Genomic DNA, 16,645 nt, shown 5'->3' with positions numbered 1-16,645 from the left:
CTCCTAAAATAACTTCAACTGCTTCTCATAAGCATCAAGTCTCTGTTGAGCGAGGTTGAAAATACTTTTATCAATCTCGCATCCAACATAGTCAAATCCTAGCTCTCCGCAAGCAATCAAGCTACTTGCTGAACCGACGTGAGTATCAAGTATTTTATCGCCTTCTTTTGCGTAAGTTTGCAATAACCAAAGGTAAAGGTTGACTGGTTTTTGTGTCGGATGGATTCTAACCTCATTCAATGCCTTATTTCCTTGTTGTATATGACCTTCAGAGATTGATTTACCTTGCATCATACCATTCCACATGTAACGAAATAGCCTAGTACTATCATGATAACTGCAGTACGCTATCTCACAATCTGAAAAACTTGATTGACCATTAACTTTGTCCCACACAATACGGCCAGAACCAAAAGAATAGTCGAAGTAGTTCACACCCCAAATAATTTGATTTTTAGATACCCTGAAAAGTTCATCAAAATAATCTCTGTTTGGAATTTTCCACTCTGAGATTTCGCCATAGAGTCTGCTTACACCTATTGGACTGATTTTCCGTCCGTAAAATTTCCTTTTTTCTGGACCAGAAAAATATGGTGGATCAACAATAGCTAGGTCAAAGTAATTATCAGGATATTGTTTCATGATGTCCATGCAGTCACCATTTAAGAATTTCATCATCACTCCACCTCAACAGGGTAAAAGTTCCCAAAGGAACCCCTCAAAGCCTTTCCAACCTGTAAGGCTGCCGCCCGAGAAACAAACCGCATGGCTTTCTTCTCCTCAGAACATGAAATGTCCAAGCCAGTCACTCCGATAACTGCGGACCTCAGAAAGGGCTTGTCCTCTCTTGTACCATGCTTTAAAATAAACATCAGACACCTCCATTCTCAAGCCTTTCAAGTAATTCACGTTTCCGTTTTTCAAGCTCTTTCTTGTCCTCCTCACTCGTGGTATTCACATAGTTAGGTTGAGACCATTCAGGAACGTTAGATTTTGCTTGTCCTTGGCGATTGCTGATCTTACTTTCTCTGTATTGACGCTCACGTTCATCTACTGCTGCAATCGTCAAGACCCCGTCTTTTTTCCAATTCGTCAAAATTGCTTTAATATAGCTAAAATTTCTTTTACCATTGTCAGCAGCAAGACCAATTGCTTTCAGGACAACTTTCGCTTCCATGCCGTCCAAGGTGATGAACTCTTTCAAGATTTCAAATTGAGTTCCATCCAACGGAGCAATACGAGATTGATATTCTTCCACGATGAGCTCGACTGGATTTTTATCTTTATCTATATCTTTCTCTATCTCTTTCTCTATCTCTTTATCTATCTCTTTATCTATCTCTTTATCTATATCTCCGTTGCAAGTTGTTGCGATAGTGTTGCAATGCAACTTTTGTAATTCTCTGTGCTTACGACTTCTACGAGTGCTCGCTGTTTCACTCCCAACCATCTCAGGAACCTGTTCTAAGAAATAATCACGGTCAGAGTTTCTAGTCAGCAATCCTTTGCTTTCTAAAAAAATCAATGTAATTTTAATATCTTCAACATTTTCGTCAATGACAAGAGCAATTTCCTCAGCTAGATTGTCTGCAAGTCCATCATAGTAAATATGCCCTCCGTCTTCCAAGCTAATTAACATCATTTTGAGATAAATGATGGTATGTGTATCTCCACCAGCAATCTTACGAAGTAGTTTCATCTCCTTTGACTTAAAGAAGTCTTGAGCAAGCTGGATCCAGAAATACCGCTTGTTTTTTAACGCCATAATCTCACACCCCACTTCCTACGGTTAGCGCGATACTTCATTCGCATATCCTCATAGATGTGTCTGCCTTCTAGCGCCATCTTCTCGACCTTTAACAGCTTATTTTCAGATACCACATCACGGTAGTCCTTGGCTAGTTTTCCATAGTCGGTTAGGTATTCTTTGATAAGTGAAATTTTCCTGTTCTCGTCCTCTAAATATATTTCAAAGTCAGACTTTTCTTCATCAGACGATAACATTTCTTTATTCACTCTCTCGTGCCATAACAGCCATTCAATCAATTCTTCCATTTCTGCCCTCCTCATTACAAAAGTCTGATTGCAGACTGTTTCGGCTCTGGTAAGGCTAATGGCTCAGGGCGTAAGCCTACAGGTGGTTCATTGTCGTAGGTAAAACCCTTGAACTCTCTACGGATATTCTTGCGGATTTCTTGACGCTGTGCCTCTCTACCACGTTCGTATGCATGGTTGTAGCCTTGGATAATCATAGACGCAAATTCTTGCTCTTCTCGTCTTTCTTTTTCCTTACGATCCTCTTGCAATTTTATATGACGGCAAAGCCCTGCAAATCCAATCAGCAAAGCTCCAGCACCCATCAGCTGGTCTAAAATCGGTGGTTCAAACATTTTTATCTCCTTATGCTCTTTTTGTGTTATAATATAGTCAAATAATTTTGCTAAGACCTTGTCCAGAAGCCTTTTAGTAAAGTTATTATATTTGATTAGAGAGCCATTCTTTGATGGCTCTTTTTGACCATTTCTTACCAGGTAATTCCTTTGGAAATCCCTTTAAGTAACGATAATTATCTGAAAATGTGGCATACTTAATTCCTAGAAAATCACATGTAGTGTTCACATCCATCAACTCTGGATAGTGGTCACTATCTTTTTCGATTTCAACCAATCTAGTGATTGTGTCCTTGATAATGGATTTAATCCATTCAGATAGTGAAAGTAGAACATTGTCCATCTTCTTCCCCTCTTACCCTTCGTCAAATGAGTTCAATTTCATGATTTTCATCTTGGTATTGGTGCTTGGCTCCCACGTCATCCAGTAAGCTAGAGCAGCATCCGCATGCTTCTTGGGTAGCAGGTCATAGCGACTAATATTAAAATGATCCTTGAAATCAATCTCAGCTTGTCTAAATACCGACTGAGCAAAATTCTTATCTGCATAAGCTGGGCTATCAATACCACCCAGGCATGCCACAACCCTAGCCTTACGCTTCTTCAGGAGAGATTGAGCATAGCTTGGATGAATCGGTTGCTCACTCTTGAGGTAGTCGATGTCTTCAATCATGCTAGCTTGTTGCTCACGCAATTTCTTCTGTCCAGTAAATAGAGCAATGAAGGCATCCTCATCCAAGTCCTCACGGATAAATCCCCCCTGCTTGCGAATAGCTGGCAAAACCTCTGATGTCACCCAACGTTTAAACTCTTTCGCTTGAGGTAATTTACTGGATAAGATAAGAGAGTAGAGACCAGATTCGTTGATAACGGTAACGCCTCTATTTCCAAAAGTACCGTTTTGGTAGTTTTGACGATCTTCATCATCTACGTGACGGTTAATATCTCGACTACCGTTTTGGTACCCCAGAATATCCGCCACATCTTTCCCGACGAACCAAGGCTCGTCATCAATTGTCAGAGTACGGACTTCCTGCCCGTGAAAATTAAAAATTTCGTTCATAATGTTCCTTTCGCGATATAATTCAGTTAGTTATTTTTGTTGAGCGCCTGACATTGTTAGGTGCTTTTTAGTTTAAAAAGTTTTACTTTCCATCGCCCTGAGTTCTATCTCATGGCTGACTTGTCTAAATAGCTTCTCACACGCTATTTTAGCCTCTCTGTACGTTGTGTTTTCGCTGATGAAGTAATCAGCAAGTTCGATGATTTTATCTTCCATTCAACCTCCTATATCAGCCTCAAGACTGATGTAATATCCTCCTAAATTGCTATAATAATCTTGACTAGGACCTCTCACCGTTTTAGTCAACATTCCAACAGAAAGGAGGAAAATAAAATGAATCTAAATCAAATTCGTATTTTAGAAGCTTGTCATAAATTTTTAATTGGTCTTACGGAATTTAAGGATGAATTACAAAATGATTCCCTCGTCTACCGATTCCAAGATAAAAATATTACCTTTGTAACCTATCAAGAATACAGGAATTTATCTTTTATCGATTTCAAATTAAAATATGATTATCTGGATGATTCTATAACCTATTTAGATAATAGAGAAGAATTGATAAGTGCATTCCCAAGCGAACACGAACTAAGAGCCTTGAATAGAGTGTCTGATATGGAACAAGCTCGTATTCAGATTTTTAAGTTGCTATCACAAGCTAGTATTGAAATACTAACTGAAAAAAATTCAAATGCAAAAAAAGATTATTTTGGTTACCAGTTCCGTAATCTCGAAACAAAAGAATCATATCCAATTTATCTGTTTCCAGAAAATACTAATTTTGAACTAGTTGCCATCATTTGATAGGATATCTGCTTCAAAACGAAACCAATTCAGCTCATGAGCAAGCTCTTCAAGCTCGTGAGCTTTTTTATTGAACTCTTTGACAAGATCATTAAATTTCTCCATATTCGTAATATTTACTTTAACTTCAAGGGTCATTGAATTTTTAGCCATTCTTCTTACCTACTTTCTTTATCTAAAATTTTTCCAAATAGATTTATTGTTTTTATATTCCCACAATCAATCTTATCGATATTCAATAATAACTCAGGGTCTGCCTTTACAAAGGTGGACTATTTTTGTCCACTATACGGATATCGTCTTGGTCTCATTTTTCTACTCCTCAAATTTCTCCCACGACTCGCTAATTCTCAACTTCTTGTTAATACGAAGCTTCAAATCATCGCTCCCTTTTCCATCCTTAAGCAACTGTGTGATGGCTGACGGACTAACGCCTACGACGGTAGCTAGGTCCGTCTGCGACCACCCACGTTTTTCAATTCGCTCTTTTACAAGCTCAATCCATTTAAGATGTTGTTGGCTCATGTAACCTCCTCCTTTTTGAAAATAAAAAATGCCCTATCTAACTGATAGAGCATGTGGTATAATAGTGACGGCACATCTGCCTTAGAAGGGAGGTGGAGCCTATGGTAGATTACATCTTCACAAATATTATTCTACCCTTGGTAGTCGGTATCATCCTGATAGTCATCGAAAAATGGCTAAACAAGAAATAGCGACCAACCCACCTTTCTAGCGTAGACTAGAAAAAGCCCTTGCTTTTGTGGTTATCAGCAGGGGCTTTTTTGTAGTTATAGTAGACTACATCTTCACTTCCCCTATATTATCTCACATCTATTTTCAGTTGTCAAAAGAAATCTCTGACAAGCTGAATTAGAAATGTGATATAATAGTGACGGCGTTAGTCACAAATCCCCGCTGTTAACCATACAGCTAAGGAGGTGAAAAGCGTGGACACGATAATTTCTTTTCTTTCCCATCCGCTAGTTGTCGCACTAGCCCCAGTCATCTTGACCTGGCTACTAGACAAACATAGCGATGAGGATTAACGCCTTGCACTCCACAATCTGGCGATGTGGGGTGTTTTTTACGTACCAAAAAACCTCCAAGCTGGCGACTTAGAGGTTAAGCGTGAACACGTTGCTAAGCAACATCTTTCTTTTCTTCTCCCCTATTATCTCACATGCTCTATTCAATTGTCAAGGAACAGAGTTAAAGAGTTAGTAAATTATTTTATAAAACGCTTGACAAATTTAATGTATAGTATTAAAATGAAAGCATAATTAAAAACCTTGATAAAACCTTATATCTATCAACTTATTTGCTCGCCAAAGCTATTTATTTTTTAGATAAGTTTTAACTTTGTTTTTTACTAACTCATTAACTTACAAAAACTATTTTAATACTTCGCATTAACTTTGTCAAGTGTTTTAATGAGAAATATTAAATATTTTTTGTCATGTTCTCAGAAAGGTTGAAAAATCAATGTTTCAGACATTTGACAGAATTAAAGAACTTGCCAAAAAGCAGGGACTTTCAATAAATTCATTGGAAGAAAAACTTGGTTACAGTAGAAATACTATTTATAATCTAAAAAATTCAAAACCATCCACTGAACGAATTTCAGAAATCGCTGACTACTTCAACGTATCCACCGACTACCTGCTCGGACGAACAGATAACCCAGTTATCGCTAGGGATACCGTCACAAAAACAGAAATAGACTTCAAAAAGGACGCAGCAGAAAGCTTCTTTTACGATGGACACGAACTCAACGACGAGGATTTAGACCTCATCTCCTCACTACTAGAAGCTCGTATGAGAAATAGAAAGTAATACTTGCCTATGACAACACCCGAACAAGTCTGTTCTGAACAAGGTATCGATCTAGTTTATTTTGATGGTAGAGGTTCCCACAATAAAGGACTTTACAACCAACCCTACAATCTCATAGCGGTAGACACTTACCTAGATGATATTGAGAAAAAGAAAGTCATCTATCACGAGATAGGGCACAAAGACCACAACCCGGAGCAGTATAAACGAAGACGAGAAGAATACGAACTCCAAGCAGATAGAAACATGATCCACTACCTGCTAAAAGAAGAGCTAGAAACGATGGATGACATCACTAATTTCAACTACCTCCACTTCATGGAGAAATACAACCTCAAAACCATGACAAATGAAATCATGGTAAAAGAGGAATATAAGTCACTAGTTGGATAAAGGAGAAAAAACATGAACAAAAGAAAAAATTCTAAGCCAATTTATAAGCGAGTATGGTTTTGGGGACTGATAGCTTTTTTGGCTATTGGTGTGACAAATAGTATTTTAAAGAACCCATCTAAAAATACTGCAACCAAATCTGAAAAAACATCAACAGCAGTTGAACAGAAATTTAAAATGACTAAAGAGTTAGGCGAAGATTTTGCCTTGTATTTTAAAGACAACGCTGAAATTATTGATAAAGGGGAAAAGATTGATTTTGTTTCTGGAGGCGACGATAAATATATTTCAGTGCGAATTGGAGAAAGCTGGAAAAATGAAAGCCCTAGCCGCAAGATCTATATTTCAAATGAATTTCTAAAAGCTAAAAATACTATCTTTGAAAAGTGGGCTCAAGAAAAAGGTTACAATGTTGATGTGGAAAAAGATACACCTCAACTACTTGTTTATACCTCAGACTCTGATAAAACTCAAATATCTCAAGAGTACAGAGGAGAAATGAAAATACTAAAATAAACGGAGGAAATATTATGGCGTTATTTGGTAAAAAACAAAATGAAGTTTTAGAAATCGAACTTTTTACAGAGGAACCTAATGAACGAATTTTTGAGTTTAAAAAATCAAAAACTGTTGTAAGAATCGATGATTATTTTATCAGGATTGCAAGAAAGTCAAATGTATCTAATGTTCTTCTTCATGGTCTTGATGGCGAAAAGTCAATTCTCCTCTCTGAGATTACAGCATACCAATTGAAAGAACCTGGCTCAACTGTTGGCTATCTTCAACTTGTTTACCCTGGTTCTTCTGATACAAAAGGTGGTGTGTTTGATGCCGTAAAAGATGAAAACACCGTAACCTTTACCAAAGATGAAAAAGCATCTATTTTGGAATTGAAGAAAGCCATAGAGAAAGCTTTAAAAGATAAAGTCAAGAAATAACAAAAAAAGCCCCACAATCGCCCTCGCCAAAGTTTGATTGTGAAGCTCACCCTTATAAAAAATCAGCCATTAAAAAGGCCTCTTTTCTATACCCTATTTTACACCATGAAAGGGGTGATGTCAATATTCTCAATGTTTAGACCTTGTCCAGAAGCCGATAAACAAGGAGAATACAATGAAATATAATAAAACAAAATACCCAAATATCTATTACTATGAGACTGCTAAAGGCAAGCGTTACTATGTCAGACGTTCTTTTTTCTTCCGAGGTAAAAAAAGAGAAAAAAGTAAAAGTGGTTTCACAACTCTCCCTCAAGCTCGTGCAGCCTTGGCAGAGATTGAGCAACAAATCCAAGACCAAGAATTAGGTATCAATACTAATCTAACTCTTGATCAGTATTGGGATATCTATTCTGAAAAGAGATTGTCAACAGGGCGCTGGAATGACACTTCCTACTACCTCAATGATAATCTCTATAAGAATCATATCAAACCCAAATTTGGTTCTATCCAGCTTAAAAATTTGGATAGAAATGAGTATGAACTCTTTATCGCTGAAAAATTGCAGAACCATACCAGATACACTGTTCAAACTCTCAACTCAAGTTTCATGGCATTGCTGAATGATGCCGTGAAGAATGGGAATATGCTCTCAAATCGCTTGAAAGGTGTCTTCATCGGCCAAAGTAATATCCCTGCTGCTAACAAGAAAGTGACTCTCAAAGAGTTCAAGACTTGGATAGCAAAGGCAGAAGAAATTATGCCAAAACAGTTCTACGCTCTTACCTATCTAACAATTTTTGGATTGAGAAGAGGAGAAGTCTTTGGATTGCGCCCTATGGATGTCACTCAGAACGACAGCGGACGGGCTATACTACATCTTAGAGATAGTCGAAGCAATCAGACCTTGAAAGGGAAAGGAGGACTTAAAACGAAAGATTCAGAGCGATATGTCTGCCTTGATGATATCGGAACAGACCTTATCTATTATCTGATAGCTGAAGCTTCTAAGATTAAGCGAAAGTTAGGAATTATCAAGGAACAGCACAAGGATTATATAACTATCAACGAGAAAGGTGGTCTCATCAATCCAAACCAGCTGAATAGAAACTTCAATCTAGTGAATGAAGCAACAGGATTGCATGTAACACCTCACATGATGCGCCACTTCTTCACGACTCAAAGCATTATTGCAGGAGTTCCGCTTGAACAATTAAGCCAGGCGCTGGGGCATACAAAGGTTTATATGACCGATCGTTACAATCAAGTAGAGGACGAACTTGCTGAAGCGACAACAGACCTATTTCTTAGTCATATTCGCTAAAAAATCCCCGCCAAAATCTCAAAAATTCCCCGCCAATTCCCCGACCAAAATCCGAAAAATACCGAAAAATATCGAAAAATGATTTTTAGAATAGTCCCAAAAAGCCTGAAATAGAGCCAAAAAACTCCACCTGATTAGGTGGAGTTAAGGGAGATTATTATGAAATCCATAATTACCTCCAAGTACACAAGCTCAAGTCTTTAAACAACCATAATAGCCAATTGTAACATTGTTTTTGCATTCACGAGGAATTCCTCTTTTTACTTTCGTCCTATTGCAACCTTAATAAGGTTAGTATACTACTATTTTTTAAAATTTTCCATCCAAATCATAAATGGTCATCAAAACATCTTGAATTGTTAACAAATTTAAAAAGCAAGCATGAACAACATACTTGCCCTATGGGAATTTAACAATAATCGAAAACTATTCACCCTTACTTTCGTCTGTTCTGATAGATTCTCATGATTGCAACTAGGATACAGGCTGTCCCACCTGCCAAAACCAGGAGGGTAATGATAATGTTGAGGATTTCAGGCGTCCTCTCTATTCTGTTGACAATACGGACTAAAGACAATACTGTCAATAAGAGTAAAGCTACTGACCCTGTTCGAATTAAAGAAGCCATTCGGTTCTCAACCGCATATAAGAATGACGGTAACATAACACAGGCTATAGCAATCACAAACAGATTGCTCCCCGTTTCTTCTCCCTTGTTCACCACAGAAATCATGAGAAGATTCGATGCTATGATCAACGCAGAACAGATGACAAAATAGGATTTCTTATTCATATAGGATACCTCACATACTATAGTATTTTAATTGATAACTGCATACAGTACTTCTGCTTCATAAATCTTCTAATCATCAACCGACATCAAGTGAATCGTTAAAACCTGACGAAAGACTTGATTTTGACAGGTGGTATTTAGACTGGTATTGGGATGGCTTTCCACAATTTTCATGACGGTATAGAGACCAACTCCTCTCTCCTCCCCTTTAGAACTTGCTCCAAAAGAAAAAATCTCCGAAATATCGATGCTCTCTTCTTTGATGGAGTTTTCAATGATAAAGGTCTCCTGTTCTCCATTTTTTAAAAAGGCAATTGAAACATGAGGTTGACTGGCCTCTACACTGGCTTCAATAGCATTGTCACAAAGGATAGACACAATGGTTAGAAAATCAAGCAAGCTCATCCCCTCTACCTGAATCTCCTCAGGAACTTCGACATTAAAGATAATCTTCTTATCTCTAGCTTTTAAAAACTTTCCTGCTAGGAGACTTTTGAGGGCTTTATCACGAATATTCACTAATCTGCCCAGGTCATATTTGTTGTCCTGCAATTTTTCACTGGAATCCTTTAAAACAGAGTCGTAAACCTCTTTTATCTGCTCCATATCCTCCTCTTCAATGCCCAGACGTAAACTAGTCAAGAGGTTGCTATAATCATGCCGAAAGCTCCGTACTTCCTTGTAAAGTTCCTCTATATGCCGACTATAGCGTTCCATATCTCTATAGCGCAAGGTCTGTTCTTGGTTCAGTTTCTCCTGAAGTTTTTCCTTCAAATAGGTATCTAATTTCTTGATAACCCCCATAAAAAAGAGTAGATAAAATACCAGAATGAAATGGCGAACAGTCGTTGATTGTATACCTTGTACATATTCAAAATAAGACAGACTTTGCATCACTAGATAGTAAGCCCCCATTATCCAGTTAATCTTAGTCAGGGACTTTTGAAAATCTTTATCGGGAATCTCCTTTCTCAAACTAGTAAAATCATAGTCTAACCATTTCAAAAAGGCTAGAGAAATAAAGCAAATGAAAATTTTTATACATAACCAAATAAAAGAGCGGTCATCATACACATGCCCTTGCCCTAAAAATGGAAGCACAAAATAAGAAATACCTCTATAAAAGAGATTCACCAATATCATTGGAAAGAGACCATAAAAGAAAAGGAGTTTTTTAGGAAGTCCTCTTAACAGTAATAAAGATAAACCAATGCCGTACAAGGGTTCCATAAAATAAGATAGGTAAGTATTTCCTACTATATAGCTAATCGTTACAAAAACAACTGCTAAAAGCAGCTTAAAAAGAAAGGACTTAAAAACTCTCTCCAGAGTTAGAACAATTCCATCCACCTTAAAAAATATAAACAATTCCAATCCAGATATCAAAAACACATATACTATCTTCCAAACTAATTCCATTCCAGCACCTCACTCAATGTAAGTTATTGATAGCTTCAGACACTTCCCTGACCTTATAACGCGCGATCATACAGCTTCCACCATTGGGAAAGTAAAGAAGTTTTTCTTTCTTATCCAAACGAACCACATTGGCAGGATTGATCAGAAAAGAGCGATGGCACTGCAAGAGACGGGGTTCCTGCTTGAAAACCTCCTCTAAACTCGCTGTAAATTCCAGCCTATCCGTTTTAGTATAGAGAATAACACGATGGGCTCTGGGCGACGTTTCGAGATAGTAAACCTCTTTAAAAGGATACTGGAATTGGGCAAATTTTGATTTAAAGTAAAAGCAATCTTCCGCCAGACTTTTACTATCTTGACTATTGGCATAGAGGAGGGCTGTCTCAATCCGAGATTCAAATTCCTCTGCCGACAAGGCCTTGTCAATGTAGTCCAAAGCAGACACTTGGTAGCGAAAAGACAGGGGCATAAACTCTGAGTGAGTCGTCACAAAGACGATGAGGGCATAAGGATCCCGATCCCGAATCTTTCTAGCCACTTCCAGACCCTTCATCTCCTCATTTCGAATCTCAATGTCCAAAAAGAATAGCTGATGGGCTCCCTTCTCATACACCTCTGCCAGCAGTTGAGCTGGCTTACCAAAAACTTCAAAAGAACTCGGAGTGATATGATGTTCCTTCAAAAGTTTCTCAATCGTCGTTTCAATCCTAGTCTGTTGGGAAAAATCATCTTCTAAAACAAATATTCTCATCTTCTTACTCTCCTTGTTTCGATTTCTTCCTAAAAAGAGAATAGCAAAAATACTATGATACAAGCCTACCAAATCCTAAACAGGCCTTTAACGCTCCTGAAGGGTAGCTTGTTCCTCAAATAAGCATGATAATCTTACCACTATTTTATCATAAAATCTTAACAGTACCATTCAGGAAATTTCAAGGGCAATTAAAGATTTGATGGTGAAAAAGAAGATAAAAGTGATAGACTGACAGTATCAAAACACAGTTGCTAGAACCAAGACTAGCACCCAGATTAAAGGAGGAATTCTCATGACAGATACAGACCCCATCAAAAGAGCTCAGACTTTGATTACTGACTTAAACAAAGCCTATCAAGCATGCAAACAGGCAACCGCTGACGACGTCCGCTTTCAGGAGCAATTAAACTCTATTCTTGGCTTTCTAGCCAAGGCTGAGACAGTGGATAATCGAGTCTTGATTGAACTGGAAAAATTTTACCAGACTTCCAGTCTTCTCATGGGACTCAGCGCTCTCAATCCAGATGCTCCTACTCGCGCTGCTTGGCGGGCATATGACCGCTTCCACTTTGACCAGGTCAAGACCAAGTTGAGTCTCTACGGGCCAACCATTATCCTGTAGCAACTAAAAAGAAGCTGAGACAAACTGAACTCAACTTCTTTTTTAATATCATATAAGCAATGTTAGTCCTGCATCTGACGTTTTACTTGATAAGGTAAGTACAAGACTAGTAAAACCAAACCAGCAACCAGCAAGGCTAAAAGAGCTAGTTTTTCTTGAAAGGTAATCAACCCAACAACTAATTCCACAAGTAAAACAAAACTGGTCAATCCTCGGACTACCGCCTGCAAGCCTTTTTCCTTTTGCCCCTTGTCCAGCGGAAAGAGTTGGGTCAAATACTGGTAGTCAAAGGCATGGTAGAGAGCCAGCAACTGAAAGAGCAAGAGGTAGTTAAAGAGCACTACCACTGCTGTCGCAATCCAAGCTTGCTCGATAAAGACCTGCGCCAGTATGGAAAGCAAGAGCAGACGGAGACTGAGCGCAAAGAGGTCTCCATTTCGCAAATAAGATCGCAGATAGAGATTTTGCCAAATCTTCCCAGGCACCTTCTGAACAGCCTTTAGGATAAAGTCCAGATAGGCACGACGCTTGACGCTGTTTGAAATTCCCTTGACCTGCGTAAAGAGGGCAAAGAAACGAAGCAAGACTTGTTTGCGCTTGCTTTCTTGGGAAATGACATAGTCCCAGTCCAGTCCAGTTTCAGTGAAAAATTTACTAACCTTTTGACGAAAGAGGAAATATTTACCTACTCCCAATAAAAGCACATAGACCAGAAAAACAGGCAAGCCATAACCCATTGCCAAAAATAAAGGCGCAAATAACAGCAAGAAAAGGGTCTGGACAAAGAGCCAAAAGACTAGGGAAATGCCAGTTTGACGCTTGAGATGGAGTTTGATTTCCTCTTCTCCAACTAAGAGAAAGAGCTTGTCTGGAGCCTCCATATAAGTGGCAATTCCACCCCAAAGCAAAAGTAAAACAGACGTAATTCCTACAAATAAAAGGATAGGCAAATGATTTTCAGGAAAATGTTGTAAGAGTTGACTGTACTGGTAGGCTAGAAAGCCCAGCAGAACAAGCAGGAACAAGACAAAGTGGTCATTGAGAACATAGCGCAGATAACCGACACACTCCTTACGAAAAGCCTGCTTTCTCTTTAAAAACAAGTCTTTCATAGCTCCTCCTCTTTGGTCAGAGCCAAGTAAATATCATTCAAACTAGCCTCAGGCATGTCAAAGGCTTCGCGCAGTTGCAGGAGATTTCCCTTGGCACGCACCTCTCCCTTATGAAGAATGACAAAAGCATCACACATCTTCTCCGCCGAATCCAGCACGTGTGTACTCATGAGAATGGATTTGCCCTTTTGCTTTTCCACTTCCAAAAGCTGAATCAAGTCCGCAATCGCCAACGGATCGAGACCAAGGAATGGCTCATCCACGATGAAAAGACTCGGATCCACCACAAAAGCACAGATAATCATGACTTTCTGCTTCATCCCTTTTGAAAAATGAACAGGAAACCAGTCTAATTTCTGGTCCAGACGGAACATTTTTAACAAGGGCTCTACTCGCTCAAAAGCCACTTTCTGCTCAATACCATAAGCCATGGCAACCGTTTCGATATGCTCTCTGAGGGTCAATTCCTCATACAGACTAGGTGTCTCAGGAATGTAGCCAATTTGCTTGCGGTAGCTCGTTGCATCTTCTTGCAGGGTCAAGCCATTGATATTGATAGAACCACTATAAGGTGTCAACAGACCGATAATCTCATTGATTGTCGTTGATTTTCCAGCACCATTGAGACCAATCAGACCGACCAGCTGCCCACTTTCAACAGTAAAAGACACATCTTTCAAGACAGGGATATGGACATAGCCACCTGTCAGGTTTTTAATTTCTAACATATTTTCTCCAAATCTGGTATAATGTAGCTATATTATATCAAAATTCAATACAGTAGAGGTAGATTTTATGTCAGATTGCATTTTTTGTAAAATCATCGCAGGGGAAATTCCTGCTTCAAAAGTATATGAAGATGAGCAGGTTCTTGCCTTTCTTGATATCTCTCAAGTGACACCAGGACACACCTTGGTCGTACCCAAAAAGCACTATCGCAATCTTTTGGAAATGGACGCTACTAGCGCCAGCCAACTCTTTGCCCAAGTACCAAAAGTAGCTCAAAAAGTCATGAAAGCTACCAAGGCTACTGGTATGAATATCATTACTAACTGTGAAGAAATCGCTGGTCAAACAGTCTTTCATACCCACGTTCACCTCGTGCCTCGCTACAGTGCGGACGATGACCTCAAGATTGATTTTATCGCCCACGAACCAGACTTTGACAAACTTGCTCAAATCGCTGAAACCATCAAAAATGCCTAAGGAGTTGCCATGAAATTATCCAACCTATTGCTATTTGCAGGAGCTGCAGCCGGAAGTTATCTGGTCACAAAAAATCGCCAAACTATCACAGATGAAGTCTTGAACACTACTGACCGCGTTCAAGCTATCAAGGATGATGTGGATATTATCCAAAACAGCCTGCAAATCATTGACCAACAAAAAGAACTCATCAAGGAATACCAAGAAGACCTGACTTACAAGTTTAAAGTCTTGGAAAAGGATATCCAGACTAGACTAGCTGTGATCAAAGAAACACAGGAAACTGAAGATAAGTAAAAGAGCCCGACGGCTCTTTTCTAAAAGGTAAACAAGTTATATTCCATCAACTATACATCATAATTTAGAAAACTCATACACCATTTCACAACTAATACTCTTCGAAAATCAAATTCAAACCGTGTCAACGTCGCCTTGCCGTACTCAAGTACAGCCTGCGGCTAGTTTCCTAGTTTGCTCTTTGATTTTCATTGAGTATAAATCGAATACTTCCCCAGACTTTCCGCCGTAATGAAAATACCTGAAACAGCTTGGTTTCAGGCGTCCAGAAACTTTGAGACCTAGGTTCAAAGTTTAGGTATGTAACTTCGAAGAAGGTCACTACCGTCCATCATTACTTAAGGAAAGTCTTAAAAATCTACAAGCAAAAAGAGCCAGTCGGCTCTTTTTACTTTATTCTCCATCAAAGGCATCTTTAATATGGTCAAAGAAGCCTTTTTTCTTTGGATTGACTTTTAAATCACCAGCAGCTGCGAATTCTTTCAGCGCTGCTTTTTGACGGTCGTTCAAGCCTGTCGGTGTTACGACATTAACAGTAACGTATTGGTCACCAACTGCACCACCACGAAGGCTAGGAGCTCCCTTGCCACGTAGACGGAATTTCTTACCAGTCTGAGTTCCCTCTGGGATAACCAATTCAACATCACCGTGAACAGTTGGGATATCTACTGTATCACCAAGAGCCGCTTGGACAAAGTTGAGGTTGAGATTATAGAAGATAGTAGTTCCTTCACGTTCAAACTTGTCGCTAGCTTCCACAGAAACCACTACATACAAGTCACCATAAGGTCCACCGTTAAAGCCTGCTTCACCTTGGCCTGCTAGGCGAATTTGTTGGCCGGTTTCCACACCAGCAGGGATTTTTACATGTACACTATGGGCTTGTTTTTCATGACCTGTTCCGTGACAAGTTGTACATGGATCTTTGATTTCTTTTCCGCGACCATGACAGACATCACAGGTTACTTGGCGACGCATCATACCAAGCGGAGTCTGCGTATCGACGTTAATGACACCAGCGCCATGACAGCGTCCACAAGTAACTGGACTTGTTCCTGGCTTAGCACCAGAGCCATTACATGTACTACAGCTTGCTTCGCGATTGTACTTAACCTCTTTTTCAGCTCCAAAAATAGCTTCTTCAAAGGTCAAATTCACACGATACTGGAGGTCATTCCCTTGACGAGGAGCATTTGGATTGCGTGAAGCACCGCCTCCGCCAAAGAAACTTGAGAAAATATCCTCAAAACCACCGAAGCCACCTGCCCCGTCGAAACCGCCGAAACCGCCAGCACCACCAAAACCGCCATTGGCACCCGCAGCACCATATTGGTCATAGGCAGCCCGTTTTTGGTCGTCACTCAAAGTCTCATAGGCTTCCTGAACTTCCTTGTATTTTTCCTCAGCACCAGGCTCCTTATTGATATCTGGGTGATATTTTTTCGAAAGCTTACGATAAGCCTTTTTGATCTCGTCTGCCGAAGCGTTTTTTGACACCCCCAGACGATCATAAAATTCAGTATTGTTCATACAAGATACCAAGACCGTAAAATTCGACTGAAAAATAGGAAATCTGACGCCGGGGCGATGCTCCTAGGCAGATTTATCTTTTTTCCGAGAATTTAGGTCGGGTTCAATTCCTTTCTGTTATATTGAGTAAGAAATTCTGGAACCCGTGTTCAATTACTCGAACA

At 39.3% G+C, this 16,645-nt stretch carries 26 protein-coding genes; 10 read left to right on the top strand and 16 right to left on the bottom strand.

Annotation, left to right across the window (positions count from 1 at the left end; all coding sequences use genetic code 11):
* Positions 1-3: 3 nt before the first annotated feature.
* The 8 genes from HT721_RS07760 to HT721_RS07725 all read right to left on the bottom strand — a co-directional run bounded on the left by HT721_RS07760 (position 4) and on the right by HT721_RS07725 (position 3,669).
* Positions 4-678: a DNA methyltransferase gene (locus tag HT721_RS07760; protein WP_000975313.1), complete on the bottom strand. Its 675-nt coding sequence runs from the start codon at positions 676-678 to the stop codon at positions 4-6.
* Positions 678-872: a hypothetical protein gene (locus HT721_RS07755; RefSeq protein ID WP_050234594.1), complete on the bottom strand. Its 195-nt coding sequence runs from the start codon at positions 870-872 to the stop codon at positions 678-680. The genes HT721_RS07760 and HT721_RS07755 overlap by 1 nt, the downstream gene beginning before the upstream one ends.
* Entirely contained in the window at positions 872-1,765 is an 894-nt protein-coding gene (locus HT721_RS07750; protein WP_173229520.1) for a DnaD domain protein, read from the bottom strand. The genes HT721_RS07755 and HT721_RS07750 overlap by 1 nt, the downstream gene beginning before the upstream one ends.
* The gene (locus HT721_RS07745) at positions 1,756-2,004 is read right to left on the bottom strand and encodes a hypothetical protein (RefSeq protein ID WP_240149596.1); all 249 of its coding nucleotides are present in this window, start codon (positions 2,002-2,004) and stop codon (positions 1,756-1,758) included. Before HT721_RS07745 ends, HT721_RS07750 begins: the two co-directional genes overlap by 10 nt.
* A 65-nt stretch (positions 2,005-2,069) precedes the next feature.
* A complete protein-coding gene (locus tag HT721_RS07740) occupies positions 2,070-2,390 on the bottom strand; it encodes a hypothetical protein (protein ID WP_112445619.1) in 321 nt (106 codons plus the stop codon).
* An 85-nt stretch (positions 2,391-2,475) separates the two neighbouring features.
* On the bottom strand, positions 2,476-2,733 hold the full coding sequence (locus HT721_RS07735; RefSeq protein WP_000370958.1) for a hypothetical protein: 258 nt from the start codon (positions 2,731-2,733) through the stop codon (positions 2,476-2,478).
* Positions 2,734-2,745: 12 nt separating this feature from the next.
* Positions 2,746-3,453 (bottom strand): ORF6C domain-containing protein, encoded by a 708-nt coding sequence (locus HT721_RS07730; protein ID WP_173214367.1) that lies wholly within the window; start codon positions 3,451-3,453, stop codon positions 2,746-2,748.
* 72 nt (positions 3,454-3,525) lie between these two features.
* Positions 3,526-3,669 carry a hypothetical protein gene (locus HT721_RS07725; RefSeq protein ID WP_173214365.1) on the bottom strand — a complete coding sequence of 48 codons (144 nt, stop codon included), beginning with the start codon at positions 3,667-3,669 and terminating at the stop codon, positions 3,526-3,528.
* A gap of 117 nt (positions 3,670-3,786) precedes the next feature.
* On the opposite strand from HT721_RS07725, the gene HT721_RS07720 reads away from it, so the two are divergent.
* On the top strand, positions 3,787-4,257 hold the full coding sequence (locus HT721_RS07720) for a hypothetical protein (protein WP_173214363.1): 471 nt from the start codon (positions 3,787-3,789) through the stop codon (positions 4,255-4,257).
* Here the strand turns inward: HT721_RS07720 and HT721_RS07715 are convergent.
* Positions 4,240-4,410: a hypothetical protein gene (locus HT721_RS07715; protein ID WP_173214361.1), complete on the bottom strand. Its 171-nt coding sequence runs from the start codon at positions 4,408-4,410 to the stop codon at positions 4,240-4,242. The two genes, HT721_RS07720 and HT721_RS07715, sit on opposite strands and share 18 nt — an antisense overlap.
* Positions 4,411-4,572: 162 nt before the next feature.
* Entirely contained in the window at positions 4,573-4,782 is a 210-nt protein-coding gene (locus HT721_RS07710) for a helix-turn-helix transcriptional regulator (RefSeq protein ID WP_173214359.1), read from the bottom strand.
* Positions 4,783-4,883: 101 nt separating this feature from the next.
* On the opposite strand from HT721_RS07710, the gene HT721_RS07705 reads away from it, so the two are divergent.
* The 6 genes from HT721_RS07705 (at position 4,884) to HT721_RS07680 (ending at position 8,748) form a co-directional block, all read left to right on the top strand.
* Positions 4,884-4,973 (top strand): type I addiction module toxin, Fst family, encoded by a 90-nt coding sequence (locus HT721_RS07705; RefSeq protein WP_073177132.1) that lies wholly within the window; start codon positions 4,884-4,886, stop codon positions 4,971-4,973.
* Between the two features lie 769 nt (positions 4,974-5,742).
* Positions 5,743-6,093, top strand: coding sequence for a helix-turn-helix transcriptional regulator (locus tag HT721_RS07700; RefSeq protein ID WP_173214357.1), 351 nt, complete (start codon positions 5,743-5,745; stop codon positions 6,091-6,093).
* A gap of 9 nt (positions 6,094-6,102) precedes the next feature.
* Positions 6,103-6,486, top strand: coding sequence for an ImmA/IrrE family metallo-endopeptidase (locus HT721_RS07695; protein WP_173214355.1), 384 nt, complete (start codon positions 6,103-6,105; stop codon positions 6,484-6,486).
* A gap of 12 nt (positions 6,487-6,498) precedes the next feature.
* Complete coding sequence (locus tag HT721_RS07690) at positions 6,499-7,002, top strand: hypothetical protein (protein ID WP_173229518.1); 504 nt, start codon at positions 6,499-6,501, stop codon at positions 7,000-7,002.
* 14 nt (positions 7,003-7,016) lie between these two features.
* On the top strand, positions 7,017-7,424 hold the full coding sequence (locus tag HT721_RS07685) for a DUF4429 domain-containing protein (RefSeq protein ID WP_173229516.1): 408 nt from the start codon (positions 7,017-7,019) through the stop codon (positions 7,422-7,424).
* A gap of 175 nt (positions 7,425-7,599) precedes the next feature.
* Entirely contained in the window at positions 7,600-8,748 is a 1,149-nt protein-coding gene (locus HT721_RS07680; protein WP_055314763.1) for a site-specific integrase, read from the top strand.
* A gap of 436 nt (positions 8,749-9,184) precedes the next feature.
* Here HT721_RS07680 and HT721_RS07675 read toward each other — a convergent pair whose 3' ends face one another.
* The 3 genes from HT721_RS07675 to HT721_RS07665 form a co-directional block, all read right to left on the bottom strand.
* Positions 9,185-9,541: a hypothetical protein gene (locus HT721_RS07675; protein WP_173229514.1), complete on the bottom strand. Its 357-nt coding sequence runs from the start codon at positions 9,539-9,541 to the stop codon at positions 9,185-9,187.
* A 69-nt stretch (positions 9,542-9,610) separates the two neighbouring features.
* Positions 9,611-10,960 (bottom strand): sensor histidine kinase, encoded by a 1,350-nt coding sequence (locus HT721_RS07670; protein WP_173214346.1) that lies wholly within the window; start codon positions 10,958-10,960, stop codon positions 9,611-9,613.
* Positions 10,961-10,973: 13 nt separating this feature from the next.
* Positions 10,974-11,711, bottom strand: a complete 738-nt coding sequence (locus HT721_RS07665; protein ID WP_173214345.1) for a LytTR family DNA-binding domain-containing protein — start codon at positions 11,709-11,711, stop codon at positions 10,974-10,976.
* Between the two features lie 295 nt (positions 11,712-12,006).
* Between HT721_RS07665 and HT721_RS07660 the strand changes: the two genes are divergently transcribed.
* Positions 12,007-12,336, top strand: coding sequence for a hypothetical protein (locus tag HT721_RS07660; protein WP_004257513.1), 330 nt, complete (start codon positions 12,007-12,009; stop codon positions 12,334-12,336).
* A 62-nt stretch (positions 12,337-12,398) separates the two neighbouring features.
* Here the strand turns inward: HT721_RS07660 and HT721_RS07655 are convergent, their stop codons facing one another.
* Positions 12,399-13,448, bottom strand: a complete 1,050-nt coding sequence (locus tag HT721_RS07655) for an ABC transporter permease (protein WP_173214344.1) — start codon at positions 13,446-13,448, stop codon at positions 12,399-12,401.
* On the bottom strand, positions 13,445-14,176 hold the full coding sequence (locus HT721_RS07650) for an ABC transporter ATP-binding protein (RefSeq protein ID WP_049511542.1): 732 nt from the start codon (positions 14,174-14,176) through the stop codon (positions 13,445-13,447). The genes HT721_RS07655 and HT721_RS07650 overlap by 4 nt, the downstream gene beginning before the upstream one ends.
* 67 nt (positions 14,177-14,243) lie before the next feature.
* Here HT721_RS07650 and HT721_RS07645 point away from each other — a divergent pair, with 67 nt between their 5' ends.
* Both HT721_RS07645 and HT721_RS07640 read left to right on the top strand, forming a co-directional pair.
* Positions 14,244-14,654, top strand: a complete 411-nt coding sequence (locus tag HT721_RS07645) for an HIT family protein (RefSeq protein WP_173214343.1) — start codon at positions 14,244-14,246, stop codon at positions 14,652-14,654.
* Positions 14,655-14,663: 9 nt separating this feature from the next.
* A complete protein-coding gene (locus HT721_RS07640; protein WP_049487998.1) occupies positions 14,664-14,951 on the top strand; it encodes a hypothetical protein in 288 nt (95 codons plus the stop codon).
* 393 nt (positions 14,952-15,344) lie between these two features.
* Here the strand turns inward: HT721_RS07640 and dnaJ are convergent, their stop codons facing one another.
* Positions 15,345-16,481 carry a molecular chaperone DnaJ gene (dnaJ, locus tag HT721_RS07635; RefSeq protein WP_173214342.1) on the bottom strand — a complete coding sequence of 379 codons (1,137 nt, stop codon included), beginning with the start codon at positions 16,479-16,481 and terminating at the stop codon, positions 15,345-15,347.
* Between the last annotated feature and the right edge of the window lie 164 nt (positions 16,482-16,645).

Source organism: Streptococcus sp. 4094 (assembly GCF_013277125.1).
In the GTDB taxonomy this organism is placed as follows: domain Bacteria; phylum Bacillota; class Bacilli; order Lactobacillales; family Streptococcaceae; genus Streptococcus.
This window is presented reverse-complemented; position numbering and strand designations above follow the sequence as displayed.

Excerpts from the sequence above, each read along its gene's own strand:
- HT721_RS07680 (WP_055314763.1), top strand. The coding sequence starts at position 7,600 with ATGAAATATAATAAAACAAAATACCCAAATATCTATTACTATGAGACT.
- HT721_RS07675 (WP_173229514.1), bottom strand. The coding sequence starts at position 9,541 with ATGAATAAGAAATCCTATTTTGTCATCTGTTCTGCGTTGATCATAGCA.
- HT721_RS07640 (WP_049487998.1), top strand. The coding sequence starts at position 14,664 with ATGAAATTATCCAACCTATTGCTATTTGCAGGAGCTGCAGCCGGAAGT.
- HT721_RS07665 (WP_173214345.1), bottom strand. The coding sequence starts at position 11,711 with ATGAGAATATTTGTTTTAGAAGATGATTTTTCCCAACAGACTAGGATT.
- HT721_RS07760 (WP_000975313.1), bottom strand. The coding sequence starts at position 678 with ATGATGAAATTCTTAAATGGTGACTGCATGGACATCATGAAACAATAT.
- HT721_RS07690 (WP_173229518.1), top strand. The coding sequence starts at position 6,499 with ATGAACAAAAGAAAAAATTCTAAGCCAATTTATAAGCGAGTATGGTTT.
- HT721_RS07740 (WP_112445619.1), bottom strand. The coding sequence starts at position 2,390 with ATGTTTGAACCACCGATTTTAGACCAGCTGATGGGTGCTGGAGCTTTG.
- HT721_RS07685 (WP_173229516.1), top strand. The coding sequence starts at position 7,017 with ATGGCGTTATTTGGTAAAAAACAAAATGAAGTTTTAGAAATCGAACTT.
- HT721_RS07650 (WP_049511542.1), bottom strand. The coding sequence starts at position 14,176 with ATGTTAGAAATTAAAAACCTGACAGGTGGCTATGTCCATATCCCTGTC.
- HT721_RS07735 (WP_000370958.1), bottom strand. The coding sequence starts at position 2,733 with ATGGACAATGTTCTACTTTCACTATCTGAATGGATTAAATCCATTATC.
- HT721_RS07715 (WP_173214361.1), bottom strand. The coding sequence starts at position 4,410 with ATGGCTAAAAATTCAATGACCCTTGAAGTTAAAGTAAATATTACGAAT.
- HT721_RS07755 (WP_050234594.1), bottom strand. The coding sequence starts at position 872 with ATGTTTATTTTAAAGCATGGTACAAGAGAGGACAAGCCCTTTCTGAGG.
- HT721_RS07725 (WP_173214365.1), bottom strand. The coding sequence starts at position 3,669 with ATGGAAGATAAAATCATCGAACTTGCTGATTACTTCATCAGCGAAAAC.
- dnaJ (WP_173214342.1), bottom strand. The coding sequence starts at position 16,481 with ATGAACAATACTGAATTTTATGATCGTCTGGGGGTGTCAAAAAACGCT.
- HT721_RS07695 (WP_173214355.1), top strand. The coding sequence starts at position 6,103 with ATGACAACACCCGAACAAGTCTGTTCTGAACAAGGTATCGATCTAGTT.
- HT721_RS07655 (WP_173214344.1), bottom strand. The coding sequence starts at position 13,448 with ATGAAAGACTTGTTTTTAAAGAGAAAGCAGGCTTTTCGTAAGGAGTGT.
- HT721_RS07705 (WP_073177132.1), top strand. The coding sequence starts at position 4,884 with ATGGTAGATTACATCTTCACAAATATTATTCTACCCTTGGTAGTCGGT.
- HT721_RS07660 (WP_004257513.1), top strand. The coding sequence starts at position 12,007 with ATGACAGATACAGACCCCATCAAAAGAGCTCAGACTTTGATTACTGAC.
- HT721_RS07745 (WP_240149596.1), bottom strand. The coding sequence starts at position 2,004 with ATGTTATCGTCTGATGAAGAAAAGTCTGACTTTGAAATATATTTAGAG.
- HT721_RS07710 (WP_173214359.1), bottom strand. The coding sequence starts at position 4,782 with ATGAGCCAACAACATCTTAAATGGATTGAGCTTGTAAAAGAGCGAATT.
- HT721_RS07700 (WP_173214357.1), top strand. The coding sequence starts at position 5,743 with ATGTTTCAGACATTTGACAGAATTAAAGAACTTGCCAAAAAGCAGGGA.
- HT721_RS07670 (WP_173214346.1), bottom strand. The coding sequence starts at position 10,960 with ATGGAATTAGTTTGGAAGATAGTATATGTGTTTTTGATATCTGGATTG.
- HT721_RS07750 (WP_173229520.1), bottom strand. The coding sequence starts at position 1,765 with ATGGCGTTAAAAAACAAGCGGTATTTCTGGATCCAGCTTGCTCAAGAC.
- HT721_RS07720 (WP_173214363.1), top strand. The coding sequence starts at position 3,787 with ATGAATCTAAATCAAATTCGTATTTTAGAAGCTTGTCATAAATTTTTA.
- HT721_RS07645 (WP_173214343.1), top strand. The coding sequence starts at position 14,244 with ATGTCAGATTGCATTTTTTGTAAAATCATCGCAGGGGAAATTCCTGCT.
- HT721_RS07730 (WP_173214367.1), bottom strand. The coding sequence starts at position 3,453 with ATGAACGAAATTTTTAATTTTCACGGGCAGGAAGTCCGTACTCTGACA.